13 protein-coding genes and 2 tRNA genes are annotated in these 13,227 nt (G+C 39.2%); 1 reads left to right on the top strand and 14 read right to left on the bottom strand.

Going from position 1 to position 13,227, the window contains the following annotated elements:
* Positions 1-199 precede the first annotated feature (199 nt).
* From AWW68_RS14925 to AWW68_RS14965, 9 genes are all read right to left on the bottom strand, one after another.
* On the bottom strand, positions 200-538 hold the full coding sequence (locus tag AWW68_RS14925; RefSeq protein WP_068222627.1) for a hypothetical protein: 339 nt from the start codon (positions 536-538) through the stop codon (positions 200-202).
* 171 nt (positions 539-709) lie between these two features.
* Complete coding sequence (locus AWW68_RS14930) at positions 710-1,111, bottom strand: DUF4399 domain-containing protein (protein WP_068224185.1); 402 nt, start codon at positions 1,109-1,111, stop codon at positions 710-712.
* A gap of 153 nt (positions 1,112-1,264) precedes the next feature.
* Positions 1,265-2,290 (bottom strand): formylglycine-generating enzyme family protein, encoded by a 1,026-nt coding sequence (locus AWW68_RS14935; protein WP_068222630.1) that lies wholly within the window; start codon positions 2,288-2,290, stop codon positions 1,265-1,267.
* A 156-nt stretch (positions 2,291-2,446) separates the two neighbouring features.
* Positions 2,447-3,484: an ACR3 family arsenite efflux transporter gene (gene arsB, locus AWW68_RS14940; protein ID WP_068222632.1), complete on the bottom strand. Its 1,038-nt coding sequence runs from the start codon at positions 3,482-3,484 to the stop codon at positions 2,447-2,449.
* A 106-nt stretch (positions 3,485-3,590) separates the two neighbouring features.
* Positions 3,591-3,926: an ArsR/SmtB family transcription factor gene (locus tag AWW68_RS14945; RefSeq protein WP_068222635.1), complete on the bottom strand. Its 336-nt coding sequence runs from the start codon at positions 3,924-3,926 to the stop codon at positions 3,591-3,593.
* Between the two features lie 218 nt (positions 3,927-4,144).
* Positions 4,145-4,217, bottom strand: a tRNA-Thr gene (locus tag AWW68_RS14950).
* A gap of 39 nt (positions 4,218-4,256) precedes the next feature.
* Positions 4,257-4,329, bottom strand: a tRNA-Thr gene (locus tag AWW68_RS14955).
* Between the two features lie 94 nt (positions 4,330-4,423).
* Positions 4,424-6,454, bottom strand: a complete 2,031-nt coding sequence (locus tag AWW68_RS14960) for a DUF349 domain-containing protein (RefSeq protein ID WP_068222637.1) — start codon at positions 6,452-6,454, stop codon at positions 4,424-4,426.
* A 57-nt stretch (positions 6,455-6,511) separates the two neighbouring features.
* Entirely contained in the window at positions 6,512-7,096 is a 585-nt protein-coding gene (locus AWW68_RS14965) for a YqgE/AlgH family protein (protein WP_245660250.1), read from the bottom strand.
* 91 nt (positions 7,097-7,187) lie between these two features.
* Here AWW68_RS14965 and pdxH point away from each other — a divergent pair, with 91 nt between their 5' ends.
* Entirely contained in the window at positions 7,188-7,832 is a 645-nt protein-coding gene (gene pdxH / locus AWW68_RS14970; protein WP_068224187.1) for a pyridoxamine 5'-phosphate oxidase, read from the top strand.
* A gap of 63 nt (positions 7,833-7,895) precedes the next feature.
* Here pdxH and bshB1 read toward each other — a convergent pair whose 3' ends face one another.
* The 5 genes from bshB1 to rpsO all read right to left on the bottom strand — a co-directional run bounded on the left by bshB1 (position 7,896) and on the right by rpsO (position 13,188).
* Complete coding sequence (gene bshB1, locus AWW68_RS14975; protein ID WP_068222641.1) at positions 7,896-8,612, bottom strand: bacillithiol biosynthesis deacetylase BshB1; 717 nt, start codon at positions 8,610-8,612, stop codon at positions 7,896-7,898.
* Between the two features lie 28 nt (positions 8,613-8,640).
* The gene (trxB, locus tag AWW68_RS14980; protein ID WP_068222645.1) at positions 8,641-9,606 is read right to left on the bottom strand and encodes a thioredoxin-disulfide reductase; all 966 of its coding nucleotides are present in this window, start codon (positions 9,604-9,606) and stop codon (positions 8,641-8,643) included.
* A gap of 124 nt (positions 9,607-9,730) precedes the next feature.
* Positions 9,731-10,594 carry a sigma-70 family RNA polymerase sigma factor gene (locus AWW68_RS14985; protein ID WP_068222648.1) on the bottom strand — a complete coding sequence of 288 codons (864 nt, stop codon included), beginning with the start codon at positions 10,592-10,594 and terminating at the stop codon, positions 9,731-9,733.
* 83 nt (positions 10,595-10,677) lie between these two features.
* Positions 10,678-12,816: a polyribonucleotide nucleotidyltransferase gene (locus AWW68_RS14990; protein WP_068222651.1), complete on the bottom strand. Its 2,139-nt coding sequence runs from the start codon at positions 12,814-12,816 to the stop codon at positions 10,678-10,680.
* Positions 12,817-12,912: 96 nt separating this feature from the next.
* Positions 12,913-13,188, bottom strand: a complete 276-nt coding sequence (gene rpsO, locus AWW68_RS14995; RefSeq protein ID WP_068222654.1) for a 30S ribosomal protein S15 — start codon at positions 13,186-13,188, stop codon at positions 12,913-12,915.
* Positions 13,189-13,227: the final 39 nt, after the last annotated feature.

Genomic DNA, 13,227 nt, shown 5'->3' on the forward strand with positions numbered 1-13,227 from the left:
TATTGACTTGAGTATAGAACTTTTCAGATCCACCAACAAAGATTGCTAAAAGATAATTCTATCGAGAATTAAGGGGCGACAAGTTTTTAATACCACCAAAAATCAACTTCTAGATAACAAGCTTAAAAAATGACTTACATTCTAACAGGAGAATCAATTGGAGACCATAAAAAAACCACGCCTTAGCGTGGTTAATATTTTAGTTTGTTTCAACAGGCACTGGTTTGGCCCATACTTTTGGCAAATCCTTGTTTTCTTTTTTATGCCACCATACGGCATAATCTACTCCAGACTTGCTGTAATATTTTTCTATGTAAACGTAGTATTGTTTAGAAGATTCATCATAATGCATACCAGCATCTTTGAATTTCTTCTTCATTTGGTCTAGTACCTTTTCGTTTTCAGCTTTATTGGTTGAATTAGCCACTACAACCAAATAATCTATTCTTTCAACATCATTGTCTGACTGTGCTTGAAGCGATGAGCCCAAACAACAAACGGCAGCCATTACAAACAGAGATAATACAAGCTTTTTCATTAGTCAGTTATTTAGTAAAAGTCATTTGAAAGTAAAATTTTCTACTTACAAATAAAAGAAACAGTTTCACACCTCTTCAATTATATTCTATACACTAGATTCAATTATACTGAAACGAATAAGGCTCCAATTACCTTGGAGCCTCATCTGATGTAATAGTTTTAACTATAATTAATCTTTAACATTCACAGTTATGGTCTTGCTCCACTCCTCACCATAAGATTGGTGAAGGCCATTAGCAAACTGTAAAGTCAATGTATGTTGTCCAGGGGTTAATTCAATGGTAGCTTCGGTTTGTCCTTTGCCATAATGAATATGGTTAGCATCTGCAGGTATAGTTTCTCCAGTGTTCATATAACCACCATCAATAATAATATGATGATGACCTTTACCCTTGTTCACTTCGCCAGCAGGCTCAATCTCCATTCCTTTGACACCCATCTCTACCAAAACAGTAGAAGAAACTTCTTGACCATCGGTTAGGTTTTCAAAATAGACTCCATCAGAAGAGCCACAAGAAGCCATAAAAGTGATTAGAACAACGATTAGTGAATACTTTTTCAAAAATTTCATAGAGTTAATGGTTTTAGGTGGTGCCAATTTAGACACATATTCAACAAGCATAACAAGACTATTTGATGAAGGTTCATTTATTTATGTGACTTGTAGACTTCCTATATAGAACGTACTGACTTATTCTTCAATCCAATTCTTCTTTACACGGAATCACAAGGATCTGGCACATCTGAACCCTGTGTGATTGAAGCCAGAGTCTCTGCTGCTACTCATTCGCCTTGAGGTACGATAGCCGCTGCAATAGCTATCGTTACACAAAAAGGAACCACCTCGAATTACATGTTTCGGAGTATGAGGTTCACGCGGGTCATAATATTCTTCAGAACCTGAAGGATTCTCCAACAAGCCGCTATTGGCGTTGACCGTATAACTTCGAACATCATATTTATCGATACACCACTCCCATACGTTGCCAGCCATATCGTAAAGACCGTATCCATTTGGTGGAAATGATTTTACGGGAGCACTAGCATCAAAACCATCGAGCTTGTGATTCTGAAAAGGAAAAACACCCTGCCAAAAGTTGGCCTTTTCATAAGCAGACTCAACAGGTTCGTCACCCCAAGGGTACTTTGCATTTTCTAACCCTCCCATAGAAGCCCACTCCCACTCAGCTTCAGTAGGCAATCTTTTTCCTGCCCATTTAGCATAAGCATTGGCGTCTTCCCAAGAGACATGAACCACAGGGTGATTCATCTTCTGCTCTATATCACTGTGCGGTCCTTCTGGCTGACGCCAATTAGCTCCGATTGTCCAAACCCACCATTGGCTCACGTCATTAAGCTCAACAGGCTTATTCGTCTTTTCAAAAATGAGTGACCCACCAGCCAAAAGGGAGTCTGCTGGTTTTGGCGTTCCACTAGGAAGCTGTTTCTTCAGTTCTTCCCAATCTACAGCCCTTTCTGCAGTAGTTACATAACCAGTAGCCTCAACAAATGCTTTGAACTGAGCATTCGTCACCTCCGTTTCATCCATTAAAAAAGCGGAAACCTTCACCTGGTGCTGGGGAAATTCATCTGCATACGCTTGATCAGACCTGCCTCCCATAGTGAATGTTCCTGAAGGAATAAGTACCATCTCAGGAGGAATCTCAGTAATGTGCTTCTCTTGCTCTTTAGAGGAGCTACAAGACACAACGATTAGAAAAGTTGACAGCAAGACTAACAAATACCGCATGTTCAAAACTAAATTAAAATGGGCAGAATAAAGAAACGGAATTCAATCTGAAAGCATCTTTACCTGCCTTCAAAAGTCCATTTCAGCTTAGTACCAAGAATTATCCTCCCGATTTAAGAAGTATTACGATTCGATGCTTCAACTCAATCAATCACGTTATTGATGATAATATTTCTTTTTCAGCCAGAACGAAACTCTAACCAGAAGAATAAGTGCCGGAACTTCTACTAGCGGACCAATAACGCCAGCAAAAGCTTGGCCTGAATTCAAGCCAAAGACAGCAATAGCTACTGCAATAGCTAACTCAAAGTTGTTTCCTGCAGCTGTAAATGCGATAGAGGCATTTTTGTCATATTCAGCCCCCATTGCTTTACTAAAAAAGAACCCAATGAAGAACATTAAGCCAAAATATATCAGAAGTGGAATGGCAATTCTAACCACATCTAGTGGAATTTCAACAATGAGCTCTCCCTTTAGAGAGAACATCACTACAATAGTAAATAATAGCGCTATTAATGTAATGGGAGAAATGGTAGGGATAAACTTTTCTGTATACCATTTTTCTCCCTTCAACTTAACAAGAATAAGCCTACTGAGTAAACCCAACATAAAGGGCACACCTAAGTAAATAGCAACACTCTCGGCTATAGTAGCAATGGAAATATCGACAATAGCGCCCTCCATGCCGAACAACGGAGGCAACTTAGTAATGAATAGCCAAGCATAAAAACTATATCCAAACACTTGAAAAACGCTATTTAAGGCTACTAAACCAGCCCCATACTCGCTATTACCTTCAGCTAAATCGTTCCAAACGAGCACCATTGCAATGCATCTTGCCAGACCAATAAGAATAAGTCCTACCAAGTAATCCGGATGATCTTGCAGGAAAATCATGGCCAGAGCGAACATCAACATAGGACCGATTACCCAATTGAGAATCAGTGAAATCGATAGAATTTTCACATTTCTGAATACCTGAGGTAAAAGCTTATAATTCACTTTTGCTAATGGAGGGTACATCATCAAAATCAATCCAATGGCAATTGGCACATTGGTAGAGCCACTACTAAATGAATTAATGAAGTTGGAAGTGGAAGGCACAAAATAACCTAAGCCAACACCAATGGCCATGGCTAGAAAAATCCATAAGGTTAAGTACTGGTCTAGAAAACTTAATTTTTTATTACTCATTGAATTATCTCTTTGTAAGTGAATGGTCTTTATTTTTTAGGGGAAATAGACAGCAATCTCAATAAACTATTCATTGCAATATTACGATTAATAAAGTCAAATTTTTTTAACAACAATTCTTCTTATCCACAGTCTCTAACTGATCGAAAAGCTCATTAAACAAACGCTTAAACTCATTCCACTTTTCAGGAGCAATACAATAACTCATACTCACCCCCTCTATAGTGCCTTGAACGATTCCTATCTCCTTCAACTCTCTCAAGTGTTGGCTGATGGTAGCTTGTGCTAAACCCAATTCCTGAACCAAATCTCCGTTAATGCAGGCATTGGTCTTTATAAGGTGTTGAAGAATGGCTATGCGTGCAGGATGAGCCAAAACCTTAGCCATTTGTGCTAAGCCATTTTGTTCCTTCGTAAACAAGTCTGTTCTAGATACGCCCATTAATCAATCTTTCGTATCGCAATATTACGATATAGTCTTGAGACAACCTCAATACTATTTAGATTTTTCAATTTGGATTAGTGGTCAACCGAGAATAATCGCGCGACTATCTCTGATCTTAAAACCTTATTAAGGCATAATAGCCAATATTAGATCTGTAGGAATAAAATGCAAAGTTGATAAAAATAAAAAAGCCAGTCAGAAATGACCGGCTTTTGAGCCTCCTATCGGGATCGAACCAATGACCTACTGATTACAAGTCAGTTGCTCTACCATCTGAGCTAAGGAGGCATCGCTTTAATATTTTTTTTACCTTTTAAGGCTTCAAAGAGCCTCCTATCGGGATCGAACCAATGACCTACTGATTACAAGTCAGTTGCTCTACCATCTGAGCTAAGGAGGCTTTTGCTTAAAGCGAGTGCAAATATAAAAGTCGCATTTTAATATTCAAACCCCTCCAAAACTAAATTCAAAACTATTTCTGAAGAGGCAGAAAATCAAAGACTTCTCAAAATACGAAGTTGCTTTTTTAGCTCCTTCACTTCTTCAACGGCCTTATCGATCTTCTGATCGAACTCTCCTTTGAGCTTATCGGCTGTCTTACTATTGGCGAAGAATGTTAAATTATTTCTCCAAAGGGCTATGTTGTCTTCCAACTCGGAAATCTGTCTTCTTAGAGCTCCCTCCTTCTTATTAAGCCTTCTATTACCACCTGGCCCACTCTGTAAACCAGTCATTTCAGCTCTAATAACTAAAGACTCTGTTTCATTCTCCTCAAGGTTCAGCGAGCCAGCGTAAGCCTCTAGCGCCTCAGAAAATTGAGACTCTATAGTTTTAATTGCATTTCTAGGAACAAAACCGATGCTATTAAACTGCTCTACCAGTTCCATCAATTCTGCTTCGCTTCCACCAGCCTCTTTGGCTTTATCACTGATGGTATTGATAATGGCCTCTTTAGCCTTTTGGTTGTTTACATAACCAGCTTCAGCCTTGTTCTGGTGAGATCTTCGGTTATTAAAGAAGGCATCGCAAGCCGCTTTAAAACGCTCGTAAATCTCGTTTCGCTTCTTCTCTGGCACCGGACCTATTTCTTTCCACTGTCTTTGAAGCTTCTTTAATTGTTCGGAAGTTTTATCCCACTCTTCGCTTTTAGAAAGCTCTTCAGCCTCTTCGGCCAATTTGACTTTCTTCTCTAAGTTTTCCTTTCGCTGACCTTCTAAAGTTTTGAAGAACTCATTTTTATGAGCAAAGAATTGCTTAAAACTCCCCCAGAAACCTTTATTAATCTCTTTAGCCTTCTCTCTTGGTACACCACCTATAGCATCCCACTTTTTCTGGATAGCTAAAATCTCTTTCGTTTTAGCATTCCAGGCATTAATTCTATCCGATTTAAAGTCAGTAAAAGGCAGAAGCTCTTGAACCAAGGCCTCTTTTTTAACCAAGTTTTCCTTTAGTTCACCTTTCAGGTCTTCTAAATAGTCTTTTCTTTTTCTGTATATGTTGTCAGAGGCAGTTTTGAATCTCTGCCATAATTCTTCTTGAACCTCTTTTGGTACAGGACCAACGTGTTTATATTCTTCGTGAAGTTCGTTGAGCTGAATGACAGCATCTTTTATGTTATCTAGCTTATCTAGTGCTTCTGCTTTTTCGCAAAGCTCTTTTTTCGCCTCAAGATTCTTCTTTCTATCTAACTCTTTTAGCTCAAATAGGATATGTCTATTATTGAAGAATCGGTCTAAAAGGGCATTATAGTTAGCCCAAAGCGTCTTATTATGCTGCGGAGGAACAGGGCCAATTTGCTTCCAAGCTTCCTGAATGTCTTTGATAGGTTTGATGCTGGTTGTAGCCTCTTCTCCATCTACCAATTCTCTCAGCTGACTTAATAGCTCTTCTTTCTTAACTAGGTTTCTCGTCTTGGCCTCTTCCTTTTCCTTATAAAAACTATGCTTTCTGTCTCTAATTAACCTATGACTAGCATCGAAGCGATTAAAAAGTTCGTCATGACGGAATTCGAAACTATCTTCTTCTCCACCATCGGCTTTGTACTTTTCTAGGGCTTCGGTGCGCAATCCTTGTTCCATTTCTTCGAAAAGCGGAACAATCTCTGCCAAAACCCTATCGGTTCGCTTGAAAGTAGTTTGCTGAGCGAGTTCTTCTATGGCTTCTACCAGTTGCTCTCTGCTATATTCAGAGTAATCTGGTAATTCCTCTTCATGATCTTCCTCGTCTTCGTCTTCATCTTCAGAATGGAGATCATCTTCGGTTTCCAATTTTTTCTCTTTAGGCTCATCACCTTCCTTATTTTCGGAAACTTCAGAAGTTACTTCTACCACCGGCTCAACTTCTTTTTCTTCCGTTACTTCAGCTTGGGGAGTAACCTCATCTTTACTTGGCGAGTCTTCACCTTTTTCAGAAACCTGTTCAGAAGAAGCTACTTCTTGCGCTTCATTAGTGGTTTCATTCTTTTCTTCAGCTAGATTCTTGTTTTCCTCCTGATCTCCTTGCTGCATATTTTTTTCTTCGCTCATATCTTTTGACCTATCGGCTTACACCGCACCGTTACAAAACCAAATTTAGTAAAAGTATTAATTCAATCGTGGGTCTACAGGGTAATTTGAAAACACCTTGTATTTACCGCCCATTTGCTTCAAAATAGATTTCCAAAGTATATCTGACTCCATGTCGAAAATTTCAGAAGCAGTTGCCTTCTTTCTTACAAACCAAGACTGATTATCTAGCTCTTCTCGCAACTGCCCCGCACCCCATCCAGAATACCCTAGAAAAAACTGTATATCATCTTCATTGATCATTCCTGAATTGAGCAAAAACTTGATGCGCTCAAAATCTCCACTCCACTTAAGTTCATTATTCAACTCAATTGCACCAGGCACATCATCTTTCAATCTATGTACAAAGTGTAAGGTATTTTGTTCTACTGGCCCACCAACATTTAGATAACCATTAAAACTAATTTCCTCACTCATCACATCACTCAGGGTTAGATCGCTGATTTTATTCAATACTAAACCGAAAGTTCCTTCATCTGAATGCTCGCAAACCAGAATAACGGTGCGCTCAAAATTAGGATCAGTCAAGAATGGTTCTGAGATCAGGAAATCTCCTCTTTCAGGATCGGGAATGTTTTTGTCGTATTCAAACATAGATTGCATGGAGATGGAAATTATAAATGCATATTTACTTTGCCTAACGAAAACCGAAAAGTTTAACAGTTAATTTCGCCTATTATAACCTATGTATGCCATGGCCGACAATATTGCTGACTTAAGAAAAGAATACACTAACGCCTCATTAGATATAGAATCTGCCAATTCGAACCCTTTTATTCAGTTCGATAAGTGGTTTAAAGAAGCTCAACAAGCTGAGCTACCGGAACCAAACGCAATGGTTTTGAGTACTGTAGATACTCAAGGCCAGCCATTCCAAAGAACAGTACTAATGAAAGCCCTAGACCAACAAGGTGTGGTTTTCTATACCAATTACAAAAGCCGCAAAGCAGAACAAATAGCCGAGAACAATAGGGTGAACATTCTATTTCCTTGGTTTCCTATGGAAAGACAGGTTTCCATTCAGGGTAGAGCTGTAAAAGTAACTAATAAAGAATCTTTAAATTACTTTTTAAGCAGACCTCATGGAAGTCAGCTTGGGGCTTGGGTCTCTCAGCAGAGCTCTGTGATCAATTCTAGATCTATTCTTGAAATGAAACTAGCTGAGATTAAGCAGAAATTTAAAGAAGGAAAAGTACCTCTACCCGATTTTTGGGGTGGATATAGAGTTGAGCCTACTTCATTTGAATTTTGGCAGGGCAGACAAAACAGACTGCACGACAGATTGCTTTATGAAAAACAAGCCGATAATACTTGGAAGATCAGTCGGCTTTCGCCTTGATTAGCCTAAAACTTAAGTTCTATGTTCAAAGTCAGCATAAAACGTTGAACATAGAACTTGTCACTATATAAGATCGAAGATGGTGCTAACTCCAGGAGTACGCTCAACTGTAAAGCCTTCTCCGTACTTCACTCCTATTTCATGACCATAATGAATTCCTCTAGATTCTATCATTTGCCAGAATTCTGGAGAAGAAATATAGGTTTGAGGCTCTTTTGATTCAGGGTCGAAAAATTGTGATTTAAACGCTTTTACTGCCTTTATTTTAGTATCCCAAGCGGAGGAAACGTCTACAATCACATCTGGGTTATGAGGAATGCTTTGTATGTAATGATAAACCGTCTTAGGCCTCCATGGCTTCTGCTCTTCTCCGTTCAGCTCGGTCTTAATCATTGCTAAACCCGACAGAAAACAGGCCTCTCTGGCTAATTCTGAAGCCCTTCCATGATCTGAATGCCTGTCTTTGATAGCATTAGCCAAAACTATTTCTGGCTGGTATTTCCGGATCATCTTAATGACTTCCAATTGGTGCTCTTCATCATTCTTGAAGAATCCATCTCGAAACCCTAAGTTCTCTCTGGCCGAAAGCCCCATTATTTCGCCTGCAGCTTGAGCTTCCGATAATCTTATTTGAGGAGTACCTCGTGTGCCCAGCTCACCCTGAGTAAAATCAACTACTCCAGCCCTTTTGCCTGACTGGATAGCTTTAATCAGTGTTCCTGCGCACGATAACTCTACATCGTCTGGATGAGCCGCTAGAGCTAGAATATCTAATTTCATAGTAGTGGAAATAATCAAAAAAGGAGACTTAAGCCATCTCCTTTTGCGATTCTACTTCAAACTCTTTTTCTGCTAAGAATCTTTCTGCATCTAGTGCTCCCATACAACCTGTTCCGGCAGCGGTAACCGCCTGTCTGTAAATTCTATCGGCTGCGTCACCTGTTGCAAATACACCTTCAACGTTTGTCTTAGTAGACCCTGGTTGTACTTTCAAATAACCAGTCTCATCCATATCCAGATAGTCTTTAAAAATATCTGTGTTTGGCTTGTGCCCAATCGCTACAAAGAATCCACTAATATCTAAGTCTTTCGTTTCTTTGGTTTGATTATTCACTACGCGAACACCAGTTACACCAGTGTCATCTCCTAACACCTCTTCTGCTTCTGTATGCCACAGCACTTCAATATTTGGGGTATTTTTAACTCGCTCTTGCATAATGGTAGAAGCTCTCATCTCGTCTCTTCTTACCAATAAATAAACTTTAGGACATAGATTGGCTAAATAAGTAGCTTCTTCAGCAGCTGTATCACCACCGCCAACTACGGCTACATTCTTTCCTTTGTAGAAAAAGCCGTCACATACTGCGCAAGCGGAAACTCCTTTGTTAGCAAAGGTTTTTTCAGACTCTAAGCCAAGGTATTTTGCACTAGCTCCTGTAGAAATGATAACCGATTCAGCAGTAACTTCCACTTTATCATCAACCCAAACTTTTAATGGGTATTCTGAAAAATCAACCTTAGTAATTAGACCATAACGAACCTGTGTACCAAAACGCTCAGCTTGCTTCTGCAGGTCTACCATCATCTGCGGACCATTGATACCTTCAGGGTAGCCAGGGAAATTCTCTACATCGTTGGTAGTTGTTAACTGCCCACCAGGCTCTCCACCTGTATAGAGTACAGGGTTTAAGCCCGCTCTAGAGGCATAAATTGCTGCAGTGTAACCAGCCGGGCCAGACCCGATAATCAAAACTTTTATATTTTCAGTTGCCATCTATATCTCAAATTTTATCAAAACTAAACCATTAACAGTTTTATGCCAAAGAATTGTTCCTTATGTATAGAAACAAAAAAAGGTGTCTTTTCAGACACCTTCCTAAATCTTATTTCCAATAAAGTTATCCAAGATACGGTTTCAAGGCTTTACTTCTCGATGTATGACGTAACCTCCTGATTGCCTTTTCTTTAATCTGTCTTACACGCTCTCTAGTTAGGTTGAATTTCTCTCCAATTTCTTCTAGAGTCATTGAATGTTCACCGTTCAAACCAAAGTAAAGTGTAATAACATCGGCCTCTCTTTGAGTTAAAGTAGAAAGCGCTCGCTGAACTTCTCTTCTCAAAGAGTCATTCATAAGACCAGTATCTGGTTTTTCTTCTGAGTCGTTTTCTAATACATCAAGTAAGCTATTCTCTTCACCCTGAACGAATGGCGCATCCATTGAAACGTGTCTACCTGAAATTTTCATGGTATCAACCACCTCGTTGGTAGTCACTTCCAATACTTCTGCTAATTCGTCTGGTGAAGGCTCACGCTCAAACTTCTGTTCAAGTTCAGAGAAGGTCTTTGAAATTTTATTCAATGAACCAACTCTGTTCAATGGCAAACGAACAATTCTAGATTGCTCAGCCAAAGCTTGAAGGATAGATTGTCTAATCCACCATACAGCATATGAGATGAATTTAAAACCACGAGTTTCATCGAAACGCTGAGCGGCTTTAATCAAACCAAGGTTTCCTTCGTTGATCAAATCACCCAGAGATAAACCCTGATTTTGATATTGTTTCGCTACCGATACAACGAATCTCAAGTTGGCCTTGGTTAACTTTTCCAATGCCAGCTGATCTCCTTCGCGAATCCTTTGAGCAAGTGTTACTTCCTCGTCTGGAGTCAGTAGGTCTACCTTACCGATTTCCTGTAAATATTTATCCAGAGATTGTGACTCTCTGTTAGTAATCTGCTTACTAATCTTAAGCTGTCTCATTCAAATAGATGATTTTCCCTCTTAAACACTTCCGAACAATTCATAAAATATGAAAAGTTCCATTTAAAACAACGCTGAGAATACTAATTCTGTTCCGTATTCTTCTCTGGCTTAGGCAAAAGAACCTTTCTAGATAGTCTGAATTTACCAGTCTTCTTATCTATTCCGATAAGCTTCACAGTAATTTCTTCTCCTACCTCAAGGACACCTTCCATTTTCTCTAAGCGCTCCCACTTGATTTCAGAAATATGAAGCAAGCCGTCTTTACCAGGCATGAATTCAATGAATGCACCAAATGGCATAATAGATTTCACTTTACCTTCGTAAACCTCTCCAACTTCTGGAACAGCAACAATGTTTTTGATGCGTTTCACAGCAGCGTCCATTGCCGCCTTATCGATAGCAAATACGCTTACGATACCCTCATCATTAACTTCTTCAATGTTTACTGTAGCTCCAGTTTCTTTCTGAATCTCTTGGATTACTTTACCACCTGGGCCAATTACGGCTCCAATTTGGTCTTTAGGAATACTGAATTTCTCACTTCTAGGTACATGAGGTTTGTAATCTTCTCTTGGCTGAGAAACCACTTCATTCATTACACCTAAAATATGCTCTCTACCTTGCTTAGCTTGGTTTAGGGCTTCTTCTAGAACTTGGTAAGAAAGGCCGTCTACTTTAATATCCATCTGACAAGCAGTGATACCCTTTGCAGTTCCAGTAACCTTAAAGTCCATATCACCTAAGTGATCTTCATCACCCAAAATATCAGAAAGAATAGCATACTTTCCAGTTTCTGCATCGGATATCATACCCATTGCAATACCAGAAACAGGTCCAGAAATATTAACACCTGTATCCATTAGAGCCAATGAACCTGCACAAACGGTAGCCATAGATGACGAACCATTAGATTCTAGAATGTCTGAAACCAAACGAATAGTATATGGATTCACTTCATCTGCTGGCAACACTTGCTTTAACGCTCTTAAAGCTAAGTTACCATGGCCAACTTCTCTTCTACCAGGACCTCTGTTTGGTCTAACCTCGCCAGTTGAGAAGCCAGGGAAATTATAGTGTAGTATAAACTTGTTATAACCTGATTCGGTAGCACCGTCAATCATTTGCTCATCTAGCTTAGTACCTAAAGTACAAGATGTAAGCGACTGAGTTTCACCTCTAGTGAACACTGCAGAACCATGAGCAGATGGTAAGTAATCTACCTCACAAGTAATAGGTCTAACCTCTGTGAAGTCACGACCATCCAATCTTTTTCTTTCATCTAACACAAAGTTTCTAGCCGCTTTTTTATGAAGCTTCTTGAAATATTGTGACAATAAGAAAGCATCGTATTCATGATCTTCTGGAAGAGACTCCATGAATTCATCTTTGATAGCTTTCACATCGCTGCTTCTCACAGATTTATCTGCAGTTTGCTTAGATACAGCAGCATAAAGCTTAGGGTAAAGCTCCGACTGCATTTTCTCTAACAATTCTGGATCAGACTTTTCATGAGAGTACTCTCTCTTTTCTGTTGAACCAACTTCTTCGGCTAATTCAATCTGGGCCTGACACTGAACTTTAATGGCTTCATGAGCAACTTTCATAGCTTCTAAAAGCTCTGCTTCAGAAACCTCTTTCATTTCGCCTTCAACCATCATAATGTTGTCCTTATCGGCAGCAACAATAATATCAAGTTCAGACTCTTTTGTAGTTTCTTTATTTGGGTTAACAATGAACTCACCATTGTTTTTAACCACACGAACCTCAGAAATTGGTCCATTGAAAGGAATGTCTGACACTGACAATGCCGCAGAAGCAGCTAAAGCAGCGAGTGAATCAGGCATTACATTATCATCGTGTGAGATCATTGAGATCATCACCTGAGTGTCAGCATGATAATCGTCTGGAAAAAGAGGTCTTAAAGCTCTATCTACCAATCGGCTAATCAAAACTTCATGGTCTGATAGTTTTCCTTCTCTTTTAAGGAAGCCACCTGGTATTTTACCTGAGCTGGCGAATTTTTCTTGATAGTCTACAGAGAGTGGTAAGAAGTCTACATCTTCTTTGGCATCAGTAGCAGAGACTACAGTGGCGAGCAACATGGTATTGCCCATTCTAACGACTACTGATCCATCGGCTTGTTTCGCTAGTTTACCCGTTTCTATGGTTATTTCCGCGCCATCGGGCATTTTGATGGACTTTGTTACAATTTTCGACATATATAGTTTTTAAAATAAGAAAGCAGGAAGATACAACGTCCTGCAATGGTATATAAGGAAAAAAGGGAATTCAATAGAACTCCCTTCTCCCTAAAATTATTTTCTAAGTTTCAATTCTTTGATGATAGCTCTGTATCTCTCAATATCTCTATTGTAAAGATAATCTAGTAATCTTCTTCTTTTACCTACTAACTTAAGAAGACCTAGTCTTGAAGAGTGATCTTTCTTGTTTGTTTTAAGGTGTTCTGTTAAGTGATTGATACGGAAGGTAAAAAGTGCAATTTGTGACTCAGCAGAACCTGTATCACCCTTTGACTTTAACCGACCATGATTCTCAAACAACTCTTGTTTCTTTTCGCTTGATAAATACATGCTTAGCTAAAATTTAAAATAATTATTAATAAAACAGCC

This window comes from Roseivirga spongicola (assembly GCF_001592965.1).
Taxonomy (GTDB): domain Bacteria; phylum Bacteroidota; class Bacteroidia; order Cytophagales; family Cyclobacteriaceae; genus Roseivirga; species Roseivirga spongicola.